16 protein-coding genes are annotated in these 22999 nt (G+C 32.1%); 2 read left to right on the top strand and 14 right to left on the bottom strand.

The window, feature by feature from the left end:
- Positions 1-287: 287 nt before the first annotated feature.
- The 14 genes from H9661_RS12925 to H9661_RS13000 all read right to left on the bottom strand — a co-directional run bounded on the left by H9661_RS12925 (position 288) and on the right by H9661_RS13000 (position 20480).
- Entirely contained in the window at positions 288-1517 is a 1230-nt protein-coding gene (locus H9661_RS12925) for a DUF445 domain-containing protein (RefSeq protein WP_191769208.1), read from the bottom strand.
- An 11-nt stretch (positions 1518-1528) separates the two neighbouring features.
- A complete protein-coding gene (locus H9661_RS12930; RefSeq protein ID WP_191769210.1) occupies positions 1529-2764 on the bottom strand; it encodes a DUF445 domain-containing protein in 1236 nt (411 codons plus the stop codon).
- Positions 2765-2922: 158 nt separating this feature from the next.
- Positions 2923-4272, bottom strand: coding sequence for an alpha/beta hydrolase-fold protein (locus H9661_RS19680; protein WP_243240432.1), 1350 nt, complete (start codon positions 4270-4272; stop codon positions 2923-2925).
- A gap of 28 nt (positions 4273-4300) precedes the next feature.
- Positions 4301-6496 carry a glycoside hydrolase family 9 protein gene (locus tag H9661_RS12945; protein ID WP_191769212.1) on the bottom strand — a complete coding sequence of 732 codons (2196 nt, stop codon included), beginning with the start codon at positions 6494-6496 and terminating at the stop codon, positions 4301-4303.
- A gap of 112 nt (positions 6497-6608) precedes the next feature.
- Positions 6609-7604, bottom strand: coding sequence for a glycoside hydrolase family 62 protein (locus H9661_RS12950; protein ID WP_191769214.1), 996 nt, complete (start codon positions 7602-7604; stop codon positions 6609-6611).
- 39 nt (positions 7605-7643) lie between these two features.
- On the bottom strand, positions 7644-8600 hold the full coding sequence (locus H9661_RS12955) for an endo-1,4-beta-xylanase (protein WP_143316533.1): 957 nt from the start codon (positions 8598-8600) through the stop codon (positions 7644-7646).
- 63 nt (positions 8601-8663) lie between these two features.
- On the bottom strand, positions 8664-10370 hold the full coding sequence (locus tag H9661_RS12960) for a glycoside hydrolase family 43 protein (protein ID WP_191769216.1): 1707 nt from the start codon (positions 10368-10370) through the stop codon (positions 8664-8666).
- 30 nt (positions 10371-10400) lie between these two features.
- Positions 10401-11171 (bottom strand): polysaccharide deacetylase family protein, encoded by a 771-nt coding sequence (locus tag H9661_RS12965; protein WP_143316535.1) that lies wholly within the window; start codon positions 11169-11171, stop codon positions 10401-10403.
- A gap of 57 nt (positions 11172-11228) precedes the next feature.
- Complete coding sequence (locus H9661_RS12970) at positions 11229-12575, bottom strand: RICIN domain-containing protein (protein ID WP_143316536.1); 1347 nt, start codon at positions 12573-12575, stop codon at positions 11229-11231.
- 211 nt (positions 12576-12786) lie between these two features.
- The gene (locus H9661_RS12975) at positions 12787-14163 is read right to left on the bottom strand and encodes a glycoside hydrolase family 43 protein (protein ID WP_191769218.1); all 1377 of its coding nucleotides are present in this window, start codon (positions 14161-14163) and stop codon (positions 12787-12789) included.
- A 151-nt stretch (positions 14164-14314) separates the two neighbouring features.
- A complete protein-coding gene (xynC, locus tag H9661_RS12980; protein WP_191769220.1) occupies positions 14315-15586 on the bottom strand; it encodes a glucuronoarabinoxylan endo-1,4-beta-xylanase XynC in 1272 nt (423 codons plus the stop codon).
- A gap of 120 nt (positions 15587-15706) precedes the next feature.
- Entirely contained in the window at positions 15707-16441 is a 735-nt protein-coding gene (locus H9661_RS12985; RefSeq protein ID WP_191769222.1) for a polysaccharide deacetylase family protein, read from the bottom strand.
- A gap of 201 nt (positions 16442-16642) precedes the next feature.
- Positions 16643-18679 (bottom strand): carbohydrate-binding protein, encoded by a 2037-nt coding sequence (locus H9661_RS12990; RefSeq protein WP_191769224.1) that lies wholly within the window; start codon positions 18677-18679, stop codon positions 16643-16645.
- Between the two features lie 112 nt (positions 18680-18791).
- Positions 18792-20480, bottom strand: a complete 1689-nt coding sequence (locus H9661_RS13000) for an endo-1,4-beta-xylanase (protein WP_243240433.1) — start codon at positions 20478-20480, stop codon at positions 18792-18794.
- 722 nt (positions 20481-21202) lie between these two features.
- Between H9661_RS13000 and H9661_RS13005 the strand changes: the two genes are divergently transcribed.
- Complete coding sequence (locus H9661_RS13005; protein WP_243240434.1) at positions 21203-22255, top strand: sensor histidine kinase; 1053 nt, start codon at positions 21203-21205, stop codon at positions 22253-22255.
- Positions 22256-22257: 2 nt separating this feature from the next.
- A complete protein-coding gene (locus H9661_RS13010) occupies positions 22258-22914 on the top strand; it encodes a response regulator transcription factor (protein ID WP_191769226.1) in 657 nt (218 codons plus the stop codon).
- Positions 22915-22999 lie beyond the last annotated feature (85 nt).

Consider the following 22999-nt stretch of genomic DNA (forward strand, 5'->3'; position numbering starts at 1 on the left):
TTATAAAATAGTTATTTTGTAAAAGTTAAGTTTGACACATATTATGACCCTCCTTGCTTAAAAAGATAGCGATTTCCTCCTTTAAATTATAACATGTAAATTTTATTATAAATGTAAAATATTGTTGTTTTATAAATAATTAATCTTTTCGTTGAATTTTCACTATTTTTTAATAAAAGCTATAAAAAATGCAGTTTAATGTGACTTTATAAATCAGCCACATCAAACTGCAAAAATCTGAAAATGTATTTATTATTTCTTTACCATCTGTTTAAAAATATAATTAATTAAAATAATAGTCCCCTTATGATTGGTACAACATATGGTTCATAAACTAAATTTAAAAATACAAATAGTACTAGACCTATACATCCTCCAAGTACTGAACCATTTATTCTAATCCACTGCAAGTCTTCCCCTGCCTTATCTTCAATAAACTTATTTAACTTTTCATCTGTAAAACTATTTAAAGTATCCTTTGCAATACTTCCTATTACACTATGTTTTTTCTCTAAAATACTATATATTATCTCCCTAACTCCATTATCTATGGCAGTTTTAATGGACTTACTTTCTTTTAAATAGTCCCATATTTTTTCTAACAAATTACTTATAATAGCTTCATTTATTAATGATGGAAGTTGTGATTTTATAATTGGTTTAAAATCTGTTTTCTCTAGTAGATCAGCCTTCCATTCTTCAATTGAAGCTGGTGAAAGTTCAACCATCTCTATGGTTTTAATTATATTATTTTTACAAGCCTCTGAAATTATGCTATCTTCACTCATAAGATCTGTAAGTATTTTTTCAAGCTGACTTTTTATTAAATCCCTTAAATCTTCTGCTACTGATATATTTAATTTACTAAGCAAGCTTTGTAATGAAAAGCTTGAGCCTTCATCTTTACTAGCTAAAATCCTTTTAGAAAAGGCCAATATCTTTTTGTCACCTTCTTCTTCAGAAAGTTTATTTAGAAAATTTTGTGCCCATATTACTCTATTTTCATATGCGAATTCATTTTCTATAAAAGCTTTAAATCTATCTGATAAATTTATGTTTTTTCCCTCTTCTTTAATGATATTCTCAATATACTCCGCTATTTTATCTATATTTTTTTCATATATATAGTCCAAAATCTTTTTAACAACTGCTGCTTTTATATCTTTGTTATCTTGAACATACTTAAATATATATTCCACCACAGATATCTTGTCTATTTGCTTCTTTAATGTTTCTTTGCTTAGCAAATCTGTTTCAACTAAACCTGCTGTTGAATTTATAATAGACTGTCTATTTCTTGGTATTATTTCAGTATGATATGGAAAACCTAATGGTTTTGTAAAAAGCGCTGTAACTGCAAACCAATCAGCTATACCACCTACCAAAGAGGCTTCTGATACAAATATCATCAATTTAAATATAAATATATCTCTATAAAAATACCTTAATATTACTGAAACACAAAATAAAATAAGTGAAATGCCAAGGGCTATATTTGCTTTACGTTTATAATTCATGTCCATCGCTCCTATACTATCCAAAATGTCATCATATACGTTATTATTCCAACTAGTCCTCCAACTAAAGAACCATTTACTCTAATTAACTGCAAATCATCACCTATGATAGGCTCTATCATATTTGATAGTTCCTCACCACTTACCCCATCTAACTTCTCTTTAATAATCAATCCTATTTTATGGTGATTTCTTTCAACCATTTTTTCAAGTAAGCTATTTATGGCATTATTAAACTTTGCTTGTTTATCAATATCATTAACAAAAGACTCTAACTGCCTATTTAATATATTTTCTATAATCTTAAAAGTATTATTAGGTTCTGATTTAAGCTTTAACAAATATTCCATAGCTATTTCTTCAATCTTTTCTAGCCTTTCATTTTTCCAATTTTCTATTTTATCTTTTAATTCTTCATCTTCTTTTAATCTATCAATTTGCTTTATTATAAATGACTGTATTTCTTCTCTTTCACTACTTTCTTGCTTTTTCATTTGTTCTATAAAACTTACTAATTTCTTTTGAAGAGTTTTTGCTATGTTATCTAAGTTTCCTTTAATAAAAAACCCTAAAATCATAATTAAGAAACTTCCTCTATTAAGTTCCAATATTTGAAGAACAACATCTTTAACAAACATTCTTGTTTCATAAGTTTTAGATAATTCTTCTAATTTATCTACTAATATGTCTGTAATTTTTTCCTTATATCCGTTATTCCACATCCAATTAAAAGTTTGTAAAATAATATTTGAAAGATCTACTGATTTTATAACTTCGCCCTTAAAATCCTTAGCCTTACTTAAGTTCTCATTACTAAGTATTTCTTTAGAAATATCATCTAATATAATAATTAAATCTTTCTTTTTATTAGATTTAATTAACTTACTTAAGTCTTCTGATGGATTAATTTTTCCAAGTTTGTTCATAATGCTTTCTTTAGTTAATAGTTCACTTTCTACCATATCTACCAAGGCATCAAAAATTCGCTCCCTATTTTTAGGTATTATTTCTGTCCTAAATAACTTAGCTAATAAATTACTATTTAATGGTTTTCTAAATAAGGCTACAACAGCAAACCAATCTGCTAAGCCCCCTATCATAGCAGCTAGGCAAAGACTTGATATTAATCCTCCTAAAAAACTATCATGAAATGGATAAGTTATAAAAAAACCTACAGAAAAAATCACTAATATGCAAGTTGCTATATTACTGTTTTTTCTTTTTCCACTACTCATATTCCTCTCCAACTTTATTCCTCCTTAGTTCAAATATTAAATTCACGAAGTTAGCTATAACTAAACATATTATAATTTAGGCATGACTACTAGTCAAATTGCAAATACAAATACACCAAGTTTAGCGAAATACTAAACTTGGTGTATTTTATTAACGAACCGCTTGATTACTAATTAGCCCTTTCAAATAGCCACAACTGATTATTATGCCCTCCATATGTCCACTCACAAACATTGGTACCATCAGAAGTTCCAAAGTTATAATCATCTAACACCTTAGTTTGATTACTACTCATTGTTGCAATAGCATATGCGCCATTTGTTGAAGAAGATTTTATAGAAAACTTTTGTGGATCATGTCCATATGCATTGTAAATTTGAATATTTGCACCATCTCTATTTTCTCCATTACTTACATCTAGCATATATTCACCTAATGCACTCTTTAATGTTACATATCCATTTCCTACATTTCTTAAATACCACTTTTGTCCATTAGCTCTTGAACCTGTGCGAAGTTCAACATTTTGACCTGCTCTTCCTACGTTACTTGCAACTTGAAGATATTTTTGAGCATTAACATTTTTGATATAATACCATCCATCATTTAATGTTACGGTATTTCCCATTGTAGTGCTGTTTCCTCCAGTAGGATTACCGCTAGAAGAAGCACCATTATATCCTGATTGATCTAACATTTGAAGGTAATTCCACAAACTTGGTTTCCAAACACTCCAGTCATGTCCTCTTCCTGGAAGAAGCCAATAAGTATTAGGAATCCCTTTAGAATCACAGAAGTTGTGTACTCCTGTACCAAAATTAATAAGATTGTCACTAGTTCCACAGGAAATAAATAAAAGTTTTAATTGATTCTTTGCTGCAGTTCCACCATCACGGAATAATTGAGAATTTGAATGAGTATTTGGAGCTGCAGAATATGCACCAATATATGCAAATGAATTTAAATTCTGTAAACCGATATTGAATGATTGTCCACCACCCATTGAAAGACCAGATATTGCTCTATGAGTACGGTCAGTGTAAACAGAGTAATTCTTTTCTACATAAGGTATTAGAGAGTTTATCAAATCGTTAGTTAAGTTTTCATAACCATCAGATACCCCTGCTCCAGTTGCATTACAATTTGGCATTACTATTATAGAAGGTTTAATTTTCCCTGATGCGATGAGATTGTCAGCAATAGTATTGGCACTTCCGCCACCATTAGTCCAGTCATCATCTCTTCCACCGATACCATGCAATAAATACATTACACTGTATTTTTGGCTTGCTGAATACCCTGGTGGCAAATAAATTTTTGCCCTTCTTTGGCTTCTTGTTGCTGTAGACTGATAATAAATATAGTTAACTGTACCATGTGAAATGTTACCTTTCCATCTGTCAAAATCTGATGGTGGCATAGTTGGGTTAGACGCTGCTAATACAAAGCTTGGTGAAACCCATAAGAATGTTAAAAACATTAAGCTTATAAATAAAATATTAAAAATCTTTTTTTTCATTAATTTATCCCCCTTAATTCTCCATTATCTAATGTCTATCAACTTCTGCCATAGCACAAACAAATGGTGAGTTCCAATATATGTCTACCTCATTAGTAGAATAACTTTCTTGATTATCAATATAACATTTAGCTGGAGGTAGTCCTTCTAAACTAGCTAATGCTACTGAATCTTCTAAAGCACTATCTGGTCCACCTGCAATCATACCTGGCAATGCCTTTTCTTGTGCTATAGATGGTCTATGATGTGGATGCTTCATAGAATCTGTACCATACCCTGAAACAAAAGACTTACCTAATGAATTTTTACCAAAGCAATAGTTAATATGTTCTTTTGCATAATCTAAATACTCTTCATTAGGTATAATCTTATAAGCCTTTGCAAGGAATATAGCATTATTATTCACATTCATATTGCTACCCCAACAATATCCTGTTGTTCCACTTGGAATGTTGTATCCATCATTTTTATCTAAAAGCACAATACGCTCAGCCTCTTTTATAATGTAATTTTTAATATTTCTAGCTACATTTTGATCAGCACCTTTAGCTGATATATATGCCATATTACCGAAGTCACCAACATTTTGCCAGCCCAATCCTGAACTAATCTTTTGATTTTCTAATGCTTTAAATGCAGCATCATATTTACTGTCACCTGTTGCTTTGAAAAGCTGAGCTGCTGCCCAATATCTTTCATCACTATCATCTTTGTCCTCGTATGCTCCAGTAACAATACCTGTTGGATTTGAAACAGGAGTATTTGGTTTATCTTTTAAATATGTCCAAGCTTTTTCTCCTGCTGCTAAACATTTTTTAGCTAGAGATGGGTCTATATCCTTAAAGTTTTCATATCCCATTGCCATAACTGCTGCGAAATCTCCTGTTGCTGTTGTTGATATAGGACATACAATAAGTTCATCTTTTTCATCCTGTGGCATTACATGACCTGGGAACCCCGCACATGTTACTTTATGATAAACACCACCACTTGTTTGATCCTGCATTTTTAATAGCCACTGTAATTGATATTTTATTTCATCTAAAACATCTGGAATTCCATTTCCGCTTTCTGGAATATTAAAATCATCTCCAAAAGCAGCTTTATTATCATTGTAAGCTGTTAAAAGATCTGCTGCTGCTACTGAAGTAGCAACTACATAACGTCCATAATCACCTGCATCATGCCATCCACCAGATACATCTATTTTTTGATTTGTTCCATATATTCTGGCTAAATCTGTGTGGCAAGCTGGATGTGCCCATTTACCACCTAATTTTTCTGGTATCTCTTGTCCACATCTTTGCATATAGAAAAATCTTACTGCATCTTTAAATACATTCTTATAAACATCTTGTCCTATAGTAAACTTATAAGAACTACCTAGTCCATCAGTCTCAATAGTATAAGTACCTGGTGTTTTTACAGATGAAAAATCTCCAAATCTGTCTGTCTCACCTGCTGCCTTATTATTCATTGAACCATTAATATCTCCCTCATAAACTACCTCTTTTGTGCTAGTTGAAACAACTCTAAATTTACGATCTGCACTAGCTGCTCTAAAAACAACTTTTTTCTTCTCTTCTGGCTTATACCCTACTTGATTTAAGACAATTTTTTGTTCTACTTTTGGAGCATCGTCTTCATCGTAAACTACTCCAGTATCATCAAGAAGAACTAATTTAACATTATCAATTTTAATAGAATGTTTTGGAAGATTCCCTCCACCTATATTTCCAAGATTAAATGCAAGTCTTGGAGACTTATCATTGTCCTCTGTCATAGTAAAATCTTGTGATACCTTTTGGACTTTACCAGTTGTATTAATTTTCCCATAAGTATAAGAACGATAATCCCCTCTATTACGTTGAATTGTATATTCTACTTTTCTATCAGTTGTTGAACTTATGTCAAATTCCAAATGATATTTTCCGTTTTTATACATTTTAAAGCCATCATAATAAACTTGCATACCATATGATACATTTCCGCAGTTCTCTACCTCTGCGTTAAGAGCACCATCTTTTTGCGAAACTTTACCACTACCTCCATCTGTTGTGAAATTCCCCCACCCCTTAAGGCTTGTATCAAAAGTTCCATTTTGAATTAAATTAACATTAACCTGAGCAGCCTTTGCTACTGTTTGAAAACTACTATTACCAACAAGCATACTTATAGATAATGCTATACCCGCTAATAATGACATTATCTTTTTTGTTTTCATTATTTACTCCCCCTATTTTTTATACATTCTGTTAGGCTTTTTTTCATAAAAACCTAACAGAATCATTTTATTCAGAATACAAAATCATATATGAAATTATAAATAATTTTGATTATTTATAATTTTTTATAATCCCAAGATCCCATTTAATTTTTTCATAAGGAACATAAGCATTGTCTGTAGAACCTTGAATTAAGAAATCAACTCTATTAATATCATTAATTTCTAGTTTTTGATTTATGCCTGAACGAAGTAGTTCACCATGAGAAACACGATTTGTCCATCTATCTGCAGTGTAAGATAAATTATGGGATGATGCCCACTTTTCACTAACCTTTGTCCATGGACCATTTAAACTATTTGCTTGATGTAGTTCGTAATATCTATTATCCTTCATATCTTCAACTATCATATAATACTTGTTATCAGATTTAGATTTATAAACACAAGCCCCTTCAAAAGTATCTCTTACTGCAACTGTAGCTGGTCCCCAACCATTTGGAAAGTTTGCAAGAGATGTCTTACGACAGTAAATATTATGTGAACCATCTGATGGTGTATTGAAAAGATATGCATATTGATCATCACAAATAACCCAATAATCCCAGCCCATGTTTCCACTAGCTCCTAGAGACTTTGGTCCACTCCATGAATTTGGATCATCTATATTTGTAGTTGTTGCATAACAAGCTCCTAAACTACCTTGGTAAATAAGATACCACATATGTTTAGACTCCATATAAAATACTTGTGGTGCTCCATAGCTTCCGTTACGTCCCCATGATCCATTTAAGTCTAACTTTTTATGCTGAGCAGTTCTTAAACCATTAATCGTTGATGCTGAAGCAGTTCCCATCTGGAATGTACCATTTTGAGCATAACCAGTATAAAATAAATGATATTTACCATTAGCATAAACAATAGATGGATCCTTAACAGAAATATCATCCCACGCATTTGTTGGCCCATTATAAAAACATCTTGACCCTACATACCAAGTAGGATTTGGATTTGCTGCTGCATTGGCAGTTATACCCTCCCCTACAGTCATTGCTCCTAAAAACATTGCTAATCCAATTCCAAACATACCTATTTTTCTTTTTATCATTTTATTTCTCCCCTTTACTAAATCTTTAGATTATATTAATTAATGACTTGCTAAATATGATCTTAACCATTGAAGAGCTGGACGTTCTCTACCATTTGAATTAACCAAATGAGTATTAGCTTTCCATGTTTGCCCTTGAATATATCCCCATAGTGTTACACCTTTAACATTAGGGTTTTCCCATAATACAGGGAATTTTTCTTTATATCTTGCTAATTGTGTAGCATCATCACCAGTTATATCAAGTTCTGATACATATATTGGTAATCCTGTTGCTGATAATTTATTTAAAACTGTTCTCATTGTACCTACAGAAACTGTATCCATATTAAATTGATGACATTGAATACCTATTCCATCTATAAGGCCTCTGTTCTTAAGTATATTTATAATCTTTACATACCTATCTGCTTCACTAGGGTTACCTATTATACCATATTCGTTAATTAGTAATTTTGAATTTGGGAAAGCTTTTCTAGCTTGCTGGAATGACCAAACAACCCAATCCCATCCTGTAGAACCATCTCCACCTATTGCATTCTTAAAATCTATTGGAGTATGCAAAGGTTCATTTACAACATCAACAAAATCTGAACCTGAGTATCTTCTACCTGCAGCTTGAATCCATTCTGTTATCTCTGCTCTTTGATCTGCTTGTGAAATCCTTGTTATCCATTTTGGTGCTTGAGATCCCCAAACTAATGTATGAAATTTGAATTTAAAGCCTTTGCTCTTTGCATAATTATAATCAGTATCTGCACCTCCCCAATTCATTCTATCTCTGCTTGACTCAACAGCTTCCCATTTAGTAGCATTTTCTGGTGTTACTTGGTTCCAATAGTTAGAAAAATTAGATGGAACACCATTTCCAATTATATTACCTATAAATTTGTTTCTAGACATTGCTGCACTAGCATTTATAGGAGCAGCCACTGAAAATAAAAGGCCTAATGTAACTACCCCCATACAGATTTTAATAACTTTTGATTTTAACATTACCATCACTCCTTAATTTTTATATATTTAATAAGATATAAACCACTCTATTTTTTAATTTTATTAATTGGTTTTGCTAGTGTTTTCTTTAAAATTAAACAATGCATTTTCCATATTGTTAACTGCAAGGTTATTTTTAATATTTCCTCCACCTGTACCAGTTGCAGTTGAACTAAACTTGAAATAATCAAAGTCAGCATAACCACTAGTATCATAACCCGTTGTATAATTAAATAGAGCAAACCTATATCCTACAAACCATAATTTATAGAAAAAGTCCATTTTAAGAGGACTACCTAATTGTGTCCAACTATTACCATTGTAGCTATAATAAAACTTAGCTATTTGAGTATTACAATCAGCGTCTACCTTTAGATACACCATATTATTAGTAAGATTAATAGAAGTTTCTGAGCCTGTAACATTGTATTGAACAAGCTTTTTAGTTCCATTATCATTTCTTACTCCTATATATCCATACTTACTATGGAAAGCGGATAATCCAGCAATCTGTCCTGATTTAATATTAGTTGCATCCATCTTAACCCATCCTGAAGATGTTGGTCCTTGTATTCTTTGTGTCAAAGTATTTCTTGCTTGAAGAAGATCAGTAGTTTTACTAGTCTTAAGCCTTAACCATCCAGGACGTTCAGAGCTAGTCCACTTTGAATTGTCAGGATTATGGTTCCATTGCCATTGAGAAAGTACATAACCTTGTGCATTAAAATCATCATTTGTATCAGGTGATTTTATTCCATTTCCTGCTACTGGTTTTTTATAAGTTGCTGGTACTTTGCCGTTTCCATTTACACCTATCATAGGCCAATTATTTACCCATGTAACAGGAGCAAGCTTTGGAATACGTCCAACTGCACCTTTATCCTCAAAAAGGATTGCCCAATTATAGCTACCATCCTCAACTATACAAACTTGGTGATTTCCACCATCATCTAAAATTACTTTTTGTTCATAAGGCCCTGTTAAACTCTTAGATCTCCATGCTTTCTCTATACGTTGGTAAGGTCCATTCTCTTTTACAGGGGTTGAAAGTATATAGTAATATCCGTTTTTCTTAAAAATTCTATTACCATCATGACTACTACCACCATCAAAAATCTTCTTATTTATCCCTCCAGCCTTGACAGATTTGCAATCCGAATTTAACTCTGTTACATTACATCCACCATTTATAAGATATACTCTTCCATCAGTATCAAAGAAAAGATCTGCATCATGTGCATATCCTAAACCTTTAATTTCAGTAAAATCCCATCCTCCAAAGCTCATTGGAGCACTCTTTGTACATACAAATGTCTTACCTAGGTCAAGGGAAGAAAATGTAGCATAAAACTTACCATCATGATACTTTAAACTTGGTGCCCAGCTTCCATGACTATATACATTTTTCCCACCTACTAAGTTATATGCATCTGCATGTGCCTTATCAATACCACTCATTCCTACATCAATACGATCATATGCATATGAACAAGTCTCCCAGTTTACAAGGTCTTCTGATTTTAAAACAGGAAGACCTGGTACATAGTTTATACTAGAACATAACATATAATAAGTTGTCCCTACTTTGATAACACTATTATCAGGATAATCTGCATACATGACAGGGTTTTGATATGTTCCATTTCCCAGATCAGAAGTATATGCCTTAGCTTTAAAAGTAGGTAATGTCAACAAAGTGCATATTATTATTGACATAAACATTACTTTATTAAAGGAAACTTTTCTTTTGTATAGTCTACTTTTTACCATACTAAAACCTCCTTAGAATTTTCCAACCAATTAATATCCAGTTTTTATCTTCCTTATAAATGTTGTAATATTATCGGTATTCACAATACCTATTCTTGGCATATTCATCAAATCACTAGAATCTGTAGCAAGTCCTCCACCTACTTTAAAGGCCATTTTTACCTTTAAATTTTTTAGAACATTAACAAAATTAGGACTTGACTCACCAAATGGATATGCAAAGTAACCTACTGGTTTGTTTGTCATACTTTGAAGTTTATTAGTTGCACCAGCTACTCTTCTTGTTAATTCTGTAGTACCTAAATTTGCAATATGTCCATGTGTTGTAGAGTGATTTTCAAGTTCTACTTTGTTTTTAGCAACTGTTTTTAATTGTTCTTCAGTCATTATTCTAATCATATCTGATGGACTTCCCCAAGATGTGCCAATCTGATCTGTAACAACAAATTCTGTAGAGTTGAACCCATATTGTTTTAATATAGGATACGCATTATAATAGAAATCTGATGTTGCTCCATCAAATGTCAAGAGAATTGGTTTTGCTGGCATAGGAGCTTTTTTAGTTATAATATTGTAAAATTGATCATTGGTAAGTGTAGTATATCCATTGCTTTTTAAATAGTTCATTTCCTGTTTAAATTCATTTAGGCTTATTTGCCATGTATCATTTTTATTAGCATTTACCTCGATTCTATGATACATAAGTACTGGAATTTTTACTGGTGTTGCAGCATTTGCTTGTAATCCAAACGATAATATGAGAACTAAACTACTCATAATTGAAATAATAAACTTTTTCATTAATATCCTCCCCTAACATAAGATAAATTCTTTTATTTAAATAAATAATTACCTATTTTAATAACTAGCTGGTTCAAATGACCATAGCTGATTATTACTTCCTGTATAAGTCCACTGACATACATTAGCACCCTCAGTAGTTTCAAATTGAAAATCATCTAGCACCTTAGTTCCATTGCTACACTTAGTTGCAATAGAATATGCACCGTTTATTGAAGACGATTTGATAGAAAACTTTTGTGGGTCATGTCCATATGCATTGTAAATCTGAATATTAGTTCCATCTTTATCTTCACCACGGTTTACATCAAGCATAAAATCTCCCAATGCACTCTTTAATGTTACGTAACCGTCTCCTATATTTGTTAGATACCACTTTTGTCCTTTAGCTTGTGACTTTGTTCCAAGCTCAACATTTTGAGTTGCTTTTCCTGTATCATTGGCAATCTGAAGATATTTCTGAGCATTAACATTTTTAATAGAATACCATCCATCACTAAGTACTTCAGTATTTTGTGTGTTATTGCTTTGATTTGCCGGAAATGCTAGTTGTAAAAAGTTCCACATAGCTGGTCTCCACACACTGCCATCATGACCTCCGCCTTGAACAGACAACCAATAATGAGGAATTCCGTTGGCAGCGCAATAATTATGTGTTGCTAAGTTTGGAGGATAAAAGCCATCCCAATCCGAAGTCCCACAGGAAAGAAGCAAAGTCTTAATCTTATTTTTTGCCTCAGCCCCGCCATTTGGGAACATATCCTTATCAGAAGGGTGGTTAAACGGAGTTGCAGAAGATGGACAAATATGATGGAATGTATCCAAATGTCCAATTCCTTCAGCAAATGTTACTCCTCCCCCCATAGAATAGCCATAAATTCCTCGATGATCAGCGTCAGCAATAATTGGATAATGTGATTCTGCATATGGCATTACAGCATTAAACAATTCTTTATGCGAATCAACATTATTATTATCCATGGATACTATTATTACAGGTTGAATTTTTCCCTGACCTATAAGATTATCAGCTACAGTGCTGGCACCAACACACCAGCTATCAAAGATAGTAGATGGCCAGGAACCTATACCGTGAATTCCATAAATAACAGGATATTTTTTATTTGAGTCATATCCTGGAGGTGTGTAAACCACCATCTTTCGCATAGTCTTTGTCACCGGTGAATAATAGTTTATATCCTGAACTCTACCTGCTGGATACTTCCCCCCCTTGTCATACCCTGCTGGTGGCATGGTTGGAAGAGCAGTATTTGATACTGAAGTAGATTGATGAGTGCTAACACTTGATGTTGAAGAAGCTTGAGCTTTAGGAGTAGTTATTGCAATAGTCTGCGTGAATAAAAAGGCAACAGCTATTCCTAGCAATAATTTTCTTTTTGACATATTAAAACCTCCTTACTATTTTTTATTTTGTATTCTAAACTGTAACATGAGTTTGAATTAACATCTTAACCAAACTCCATATAATCACTAATATTTAATTTTTTTCCATGCAGAGGCAGTTTGTGCCCCTATTAAATCATTAAATTTAAATTGTTCTACAAACGCTGAACGCGTGAAACCACGCCTTCAGCTGCATGTATCATGTAATACATTACATTTTGTTTGCAGAACCATTACTATTAAATTGCCACCAGTTAACATTTAATAAATATCCATTTCCGCCAGTAAATTTTAGATATAAGTCATGTACTCCTTTTGCACCATTTACATTACAAGATTTAGTAACCCAAGATTGCCAACCGCCAGTACCTTGAACACTACATGTTCCAACTAAAGTACCTGTTACACTGTCAAGGCGAAGTTCAATATTACCACCGCTGCTTGCTGAAGCTACTCTTGCATTAAAAGAAGTTGCACCTGACCCAAAATTGACACCTTTAACCTTTATCCAATCACCATTTTCAACATAACTTACATCTTGTCCACCTTCACTACATTTTTCTATTTCAATACCTGATTCCATACAAATTGTTTCAGCCTCATTTTTTACATATGGATTTAAATTACTGATAGCAGATACACCTGTTGTTGTCATATTTATTGTTGGGAATGTACCATCAGCATTATACTTAAATTCCTCTACGCATACTGAACGTGTGAAACCACTACCTCCAGGCAAAGCACCATTATGATAGAAAAAGTAGGACTTGCCTTTATAATCAATTACTCCTGGATGATTTGTAAAACTTCTGCCTTGAGTAGACATGATTTTCCCTCTATATTGCCATGGACCAGTAGGACTTGTACTTGTGGAATAACAAATATATTCAGGTATGCCTCCAGCTGCATATACCATGTAATACATTCCATTTCGTTTGTAGAACCATGGACCTTCTTCATACAAAGTTTGCCTTTGAGCATTTCCAGTACGTACTCCAAAACCTGCTGTAGTTAAAGGTACCTTTACAATGCTTCCTGAATAGGAAATCATATCTTGATTTAACTTAACATAGAACAGATTAGGATTTCCCCAATATAGATATGCTTGTCCATTATCATCAATAAATACTGTTGGATCAATATCACCAGTACCAGTAGAAGCTAATGGATGTCCAAGAGCATCTTTAAAAGGTCCAGTAGGACTATCTGAAACAGCAACACCTATTGCCATTCCTCCATTTTTTTGATTTACAGGTACATAGTAATAGAACTTACCATTTCTAGGAATACACTGTCCAGCCCATGCATCACCTTTAGCCCAACTAAATGTAGAATAAGAAAGTGGTGATCCACAATCCACCCAGTTTACCATATCAGTTGTAGAATAGCATCTCCAATCTTTCATTGTATAGTTTGTTGAGCCATCCTCATCATGCCCTGTATAAACATAGCAAGTACCGTTATACACCATAGGAGCAGGATCAGCAGTATAAATAGTTTGTACTATTGGATTCTCTGCATAACATGTTTCTGGAATCATTAGAGAAAAAGCAAATGAAATAGCTAACATATTGCGAATTTTCTTCATAGTATCTCACCTCACGTTCTGATTGGTTATTTAGTATTTTGTTTAGAAAAATTTTTAACTCCATCCAATATCTAAGATGTCATTTTCACCTATGAAAATACATAGACATTATTAAATCCCTCATATATCACCCACTAAAATAGGCATTGTATTAATTAAGATCTGCTACAAATGTTGTTACGCTTTGTGCTGGAAGAGATGCTGTAAAGTTTCCATTAGATGTATTTATGTTAGCGCCTTTAGCCAAATTTTGTGATCCTGTTGTTACATATGGTGTTACTTTAGAAACTGATCCATTTTGTATATTGAAACTTTGATTTACTTGAGATGTTCCTTTATTTATCGCAATAATAACCGCTTTTTTATTTCCTGTATATGCAGATACAAATACATTGTTTGCTGGACTCTTTGGTACATCAACCCTTACATATCCAGGACGAACAAATTTTGAAAAGTGAGCCATCATGTAACCACGCTTACTTATCTGTCCATTCTCTTTCATTGGCCCATATTGTCTACGGATGTACCACCATGTATATGCTTGGAATTCCCCTTCAACCATGCAATCATTAATATGGTTTGCAACATCAATTGCTTCAGGCCAACGATCTGCTGAATTAGCATCACTATTTGGAACGTATACTTCTGTCATCCATAAATCTTTTCCTGCTCCTTTTTGCTTAAAAAGAGAATATGGCATAAATCTAGTTGGAGTACCATAAGTGTGAGTACCAAAAATATCTATGTTAGCAAGAGCCTTTGGATCATTTAAAATAGGGTCATACATATTTTTCTGATACGAGTATGACTCTGCTGACATCACCTTACAACCTTGAATTGTTCCAGCATAATCTCTTGTAAATGTATGCACTTCTTCTGGAGTCCACCAAGTCCAATCATTTCCATAATCAGGCTCATTTTGAAGTGAAATAGCATATAGAGGTGCCCCATTATTCTTCATATATTGAACAAAATCATTAAGATGCTTAGCATACTCAGCATATTTATCATGTCTAAGTCTTTTTGCCTTTCTATTACCGTTATGATTGAAAGTTTCAGTCATTGAAGCTGGTGGATTCCATGGCGTAGCAAAAACTATTCCTCCATGTGCAATGGCACTTTTTGCAGTTGCTAATTCCTTGTACCAATTATTTCTATTATCATCTACATATATTCTACAAATTGAAAATCCTAGCTGATTATCTCCATTGCCAAAAGCTGTTTCTCTTTGAGCTGCTGTTAAATCTCCAGCCCAAGATACATGATTCATTCCTCCAAAACCACGAATTACTTGTTTTTTATTTGATAAATTAACTGTAACGCCTGACGCTGCTTTAACTGCCGTAGCCCCATCAATAGCTAATAAACCTACAATAGACACGCTCAATAAAGATAGCATAATCTTTTTTATTTTTCTATTCATTTTCATCTCCCCCAATTTTTATTAAGTTAATTCCATAATATTATTTGGCAGTAATTTGCCAATAATCAATATTAAATAAGCTTCTGTTGCTATTTCCAGAATACTAAAATTTATCTATAGCTAATTTCCAGTTGAAAGCTTTCTTACAAAAACATTCAAATTATCACCATTAAGAATTATAGTACGAGGTAAGCCATATTTATCATTCATATCTGTACTTAATCCACCACCTACTTTAAAACCACCTTTATATCCTAAGCTCTTAAGAATCGAAGCAGTATCAGCATCATAGCTGCCATAAGGATATGCACAATAAGTTGAAGCTTTGTTAGTTATAGATCTAATTTTTGCAGTTGCAGCATTAATAGCATCATACTTTTGATTATGTGTAAGACTAGTTAAATTTGAATGGGTTGTAGTATGATTTTGTATATCAATACCATTATTGCTTACTATCTTTAGTTGATTAGTAGTCATATGTCCCCAAGTATCAATCCAGTTTGTAACTGCAAATTGAGTTGCTTTCATATTATATTGCTTTAAAACAGGATATACATTTGTGTAGAAATCACTTGTACAATCGTCGAAGGTAAGTAATACAGGCTTATTAGGCATAGGAGTTGTTCTACTAATAATGTTGTAATATTGATCTATAGATAATGTTGTATATCCATTAGCCTTTAGGTATTGCATCTGCTTTTTAAATTCTGTTAGACTAAATTGATATTGTCCATTTGGATTTGAAGAAACTACATGATACAGTAACACAGGCACCTTTGCATTGGTTGCAGCTTTAGCACTGCATGGAATGCTTAAAAATAGCATAGCAACAAGTATAGAAAATATTTTTTTCATGATTTTTCCTCCTTAATTTTAATAAAATTTCTTTAAGCCCTTTATCACACTTACATATATTTTTTCACTTGGTAAATTGCCGTTAATATTATAGGGTTTGAACAGTTTACCAAGCTTTATAATATGTAAATGTAATAAAAGCTTATTGTTTTTTTAATGTCATTAATATTCGTTATAACTATTTTCTAATTTGATAATTTCTTAATTATTTGTTTGTTCAAATATCCATTGTTGGTTGCTATATCCTCCATATGTCCATTGACAAACATTTGTACCATCAGCAGTTCCAAAATTATAATCATCTAATACCTTAGTTTGGTTACTACTAACAGTTGAAACAATATATGCTCCACTTTTTGATGAAGTTTTAATTGAAAATCTTTGTGGATCATGTCCATATGCATTGTAAATTTGAATATTTGCACCATCTTTATTTTCTCCACTACTTACATCTAGCATATATTCTCCCAATGCACTCTTTAATGTCACCAATCCATTTCCTAAGTTTGTTAAGTACCACTTTTGTCCTGCTACCCCTGTACCTGTACCAAGTTCAACATTTTGACATGCTCTTCCTACATTTCCTGCAACTTGAAGGTATTTATTAGCATTAACATTTTTAATGTAGTACCACCCATTATTTAATGTAACAGTAGCTCCAACATCAGTACTACTTCCTCCAGTATTATCTCCAGTATTTCCACCTGTAGAATCAGTACTAAATTGCCAATAGTCCATGTTAAATAAATTACTAGTTCCATTTCCAACAAACTTAAAGTAAACATTATGAACGCCACTGACAGCATTTACATCACATTTCATTTCCTTCCAAGCTTGATTTCCACCTGTAGAACCTACATTAAGAGTACCAATAAGTTTTCCATCTAAACTATCTAAATGTATTTCAATTTTTCCTCCAACAGTTGATGCAACATTTGCCTTAAATGACTTAGCTCCATTTTTAAAATTAGCCTTTGACACTGCAAGCCAATCTCCATTATTTATACTTGTAACATCAAGATTATTGCTCCTTACAAGACTTCCAGGTGCTTGAGATTTTTCAGTTGAAATACCTGCACTCCATCCAATAGTTTCGGCTTCTGTTCTTTTATAAGGATTAAGATTAGTAACTTGAGGTACACCTTGCATATCTGCTGCTACATTATTTATCTTACTTCCAGAATATGAAAGCTTATTTATATGAGGAGAACGATATCCTTTTGTAATTCCCATAGCTTTTCCAAGAGTTTGTGCATGATATACTACATACCATTGGTTATTAAATTGGAAAACAGCATGATGGTTATTTCCACCTACTCCGAAAAATGATGCTGGATTTTTAAGAAAAGTCCCTTCATAAGTAAATGGTCCCATTGGACTACTGCTTGTCATATAAGCTATTTCGCCTGTAGGTGGAGCCCCATATGGATGTGTTCCTGAGAAATTAGAACAATATGAATAATAGTATTTACCATTATATTTGTGTATACCTGAGTCTTCAAACATAAATGGAGAATCAATTGTAGCTGCACTTCCTTCAGTATGAATCATATCGTTATTCAATTTTATAACTCTAGCTGTTTTTGGATTTGCAATTTGACTTTGTGTAGGATTTTTTCCACCTGGTATTCCTCCACCAAAATATAAATAACCTGTTCCGTCATCATCCACTAATACTGCTGGATCGAATAGCCATTCAACGTTACTAACCCCAGGAGTGCCTTTTGTAATCATAGGTTTTCCAAGAGGATCTGACCATGGTCCAACTGGACTGTCTGCTGTGAGCACTCCAATGCTTCCTGCATTATTTGCAAAATAAAGAAAGAACTTATCCTTTCCATTTATTACTTTATGTGTAGCTGATGGAGCCCAAGAATTACTTGCCCACTTTGCTGCACCTGTTGGTCCTGCTACTTGAATTTCACCATGATCTGTCCAGTTTACCATGTCATCAGATGATATAACTGTTAATTTCTTGATTTGAGCATAAGAATTGTCCTTAATATTTCCGTTATTATCATACTCAAATTCATCGCTTGTCATGTAAACGTATACTCTGCCGTTATAAACCATCACATATGGATCAGCTCCAAACTTCTGTGTAATAAGTGGATTGTTATATCCTGGAGTTTTTGCAATGGCATTTGTAGCTGCATTTGCTTTTGTGCTAAATGTGTTTAATGATAAACCAACTAATATTGTAGAACTTAATAAAATCATACTTATCTTTTTTAACATATTTTAATCCTCCTATTAAAATATCTACCTCTTAAATAAGAGGTAAATATTTTTAATTTATACCTTGATTTCACTAGACTGCTTAAAATCAGATTAATTACTATATATTTTCTTAATTATTTGTTTGTTCAAATATCCATTGTTGATTGCTATATCCTCCATATGTCCATTGACAAACATTTGTACCATCAGCAGTTTGGAAATTATAATCATCTAACACCTTAGTTTGATTACTGCTAACAGTTGAAACAATATATGCTCCATTTTTTGATGAAGTTTTAATTGAAAATCTTTGTGGGTCATGTCCATATGCATTGTAAATTTGAATATTGGCACCATCTTTATTTTCTCCACTACTCACATCTAGCATATATTCTCCTAATGCACTCTTTAATGTTACTAGTCCATTTCCTATATTTGTTAAATACCACTTTTGTCCTGCTACTCCTGTACCTCTACCAAGCTCAACATTTTGACATGCTCTTCCTACATTTCCTGCAACTTGAAGGTATTTATTGGCATTAACATTTTTAATGTAGTACCATCCATTATTTAATGTAACAGTAGTTCCAACATTAGTGCTACTTCCTCCAGTGTTTCCACCTGTGTTACCTCCAGCATTTCCTCCTGTAGTATATCCTGCATCATGATATGCTTTTAAAACTGCCTTATAAGCTTCTTTTGGTGTTGTATAATTTGAATATAATAGTGGCTTTTCATTATGACGCCATGAAGCATCATCACATAACCCCCACCAAACAAGTGCAGTAATATTAGCGCCTGCTTTCTTAGAAGATAAAATAGCTGACATCAAATCATAGTAATATTTAGCTTGATCTGTGAAAGAAGTACATCCAACATCAAGTTCAGTAATTTGAATTTCAAATCCTGCTCTTGCAAATGCATCCAAGGCATTCTTATAATAAGCTACTGATGGAAATGATGTGCTTAAGTGTGATTGCATACCAATTCCTGCACATTTCTTACCATCTGAATTTATGAAATTAATTAAACTTATTATGTCATTTACTTCCATATATTCATTGTAATCGTTGTAAAATAACTTAACCTTATTTGTTAATCCATACTTTTGCAATGTTTCATAAGCATACTTAAATGCATCTTTTACAAAGGCTGGTCTTGTATTAACCCTGCCATAAATTTGTTGCCATCCTGATGGTATCTTTGCACTTCCTGCATGTAAGTATTCATTCACAACATCCCATGCATAAATTACACTTCCATATTTGCTTGAGCATACATGTTCCATGTAAGTTTTAATGTAAAACTCCATTCTCTTATTCATAACACTTTGGCTTACAAAGCCTGCATTTTTGTTATAACCACTTTTAAAATACCACTCTGGAGTTTGACTATGCCAAACAAGTGTATGACCACGCATTGATAGTCCATTGTCATAGCAAGCCTTTAACATCTTATCTACATCTGCGAAGTTTAATTTTGGAACTGTACTTTCTGGGTAATTATCAGGTATATGATAACCAAGTGCTTTTGCTTCTGATATAGAAATCAAATTTGGAGACCATCCTAAGATGTAATCTGGTTTCATCTCATTACCTGCAGTTATGCTGTTGTATTCCTTCTTTGCATAATTTAAAGTATTGTTATTCAAGATCTCAGATTCCACTAATGCGTTTCCCACCTTATTGAAAACATTTCCATAAGTGTTTAACAAATTATCTCCATTGCCTGTTGTTGCTGCTTTTGTCTGAATACCTTGCGCAAAAAAGATAGAAGCAACAAAGATTGCAGACAAAATTGCTTTTACATGTTTTTTCATATTATTCCCCCTCGAACATTTAAAAATTTGTTAATTCATATGAACATTATTCTTCTCAACTAAAGAAACATAATAAATTTTGCCAAAACTACTTCTTCCCTAAAAGAGAAAGACAATGAACATATTTAATAAAATATAAATACAATACATCTTGCAAAATGATGGCTTTATATTATATGGCAATTCTAGCAATTTCTTTATTATGTTACAATATTTTTATCGTAACATGGCTTTTTTTTATCTTAATCTAGCATTTTTATTGAATTATTAGAATTTTATTTGATTTTAAGAAATAATTATCGTTAATACTTAAACTATTATTTTTAATATTAAAAGTAACAGCTTATATCTTAATAACTATTTTAAAGAATTTCATTAAGATGAGTTATAATAAGACGTTTTGAATCTTAACTTGTATAAATAAATTTGAATATGAAAGCATAACTTCCATTTATCCAATATTTTCCCAATTTACTTGTATACATTAATCCTAATATAGGATTGACCTAATTTGTAGTCACCTTAGTAACTAAATAGCATATGACTTTAGTAATATATTGTCTATTTTCAGACAATGTTATAATGTTAGCAAGGATATCCATTAATTCAAGAAAGGTTATAGAATACCTATGTATAGAAAACTTATTGCAATTTTAAAATTTTTTTTATTTGTATCTATATTTATTCGTACCTATTGCTTATATAGCGATAGAATAATTACAATGATAGTATTATTTGCTACTATCACTATACTAATGATAATTGACTATATAAGAAATACTAATAAATTAACTATAGCTTCTGAAGGTATATATAATTGTTCCTTACTTTTTACAATAATCGTATCTTCATTGTCCACATATTTTATAAGAGGATTTGGAGCTTCTACTTATCTTATTTGCGCTTTACAAGAGCTTTTGCAATTAAATGGGAAACGATTAAAAACCTTTTTTTTAATTCACTTCTCACTGTATATGACATTGGTTATTACAGATATAGGAATACCTAATAATTGGGATAGCTTTTCAAGTTTAATCGCTGTAATATTAAGCTATTTTGCCATGACTGGCACAATATACACATTAAGGGTAATTCGGACAGAAAAAGAAGAAGTAAGTAAATTAAATATGAAACTTGAACAATATGCACTAGAAGTAGAAGAATTAACTGCTTCTAAAGAGAGGAGCATGATGGCTCAAGAACTTCATGATTCAGTAGGACACTCATTGATGGCTCTTGCTATGCATCTTGAATTTGCAAAAAAGATGTGCGATACAAACCCTGAAAAGCTGAAAGAAATATTAGTTAAATCTGAAGATATTGCAAAATCTAGCATCAACAATTTAAGAGAAGCAGTAACTTTACTTAAAAAAGAACAAGAAATGAAATCTTTTAATGCTTCCATTGATGATATAATGAATAATTTCTTACTACTTAATGATATAAAAATTAATTTTAATACAAATGAAAACTTAGACGACCTAGCTCCAATTATTAAGGCCTATTTCTATAAAACTATTAAAGAATCTATAACTAATAGTATAAAACATGGAAAAGCAACAGAAATCAATATATTAATCTCAAGGGCAAATAATAAAATAAATCTTATCTTAACTGATAACGGAATTGGTTGTAGCAAAATTATAAAATCAAATGGATTACTTGGAATTGAAGGAAGAACAGCTTCTTTGAAGGGATCAGTGAATTACTTTAGCGATGACAACTTTGGTTTTGGCATAGATATATGCATTCCAATATTAACGGAGGAAACATAAATATGATAAATGTTATACTAGCTGATGATCAGACAATAGTAAGAGAAGGATTAAAGATGATCTTAAGCTTATATGATGAAATAAATATAATTGGAGAAGCAGAAAATGGAGAACAACTAATTAAACTCCTAGAAAATTCCCTACCAGATGTAATTCTTATGGATGTTAGAATGCCAATAATGGATGGTGTACAAGCTACCAAAATTATTAAGGACAACTACAAAAACGTAAAAATTATAATACTAACAACTTTTAATGATGATGAATACATATTTAAGGCAATAAAAAATGGTGCAGATGGTTATCTTTTAAAGGATGCTGGTTCAGAATACATAATTAAGGCAATAAAATCAGTTTACAATGGAGCCATGCTACTTGATCCTGAAGTAACAGTAAAAGTAGTTAAAGCTTTTAATTCAATTATTAAAAATCAAAGCTTTAATGGATCGCATGATATAAATAATAAATTAGATCTACTTACACCAAGAGAAATGGAGGTTGCAAAGCTAGTTTCTCAAGGCAAAAATAATAAGGATATTTGTCAAATTCTATTCTTAACTGAAGGAACTGTAAAAAATTATGTAACAAGAATACTTGGAAAACTTGAGCTAAATAGCAGAACTGAATTAGCATTATTTATTAATCAAACTAACGTATAAAAATTATTTGCTATTTTGGGATATTTAAACGTAGTTAAAAGCAGCTTAGTGTATCATTATTTTTAATACGCTAAACTGCTTTTAT

The organism is Clostridium cibarium (genome assembly GCF_014836335.1).
GTDB lineage: Bacteria > Bacillota > Clostridia > Clostridiales > Clostridiaceae > Clostridium > Clostridium cibarium.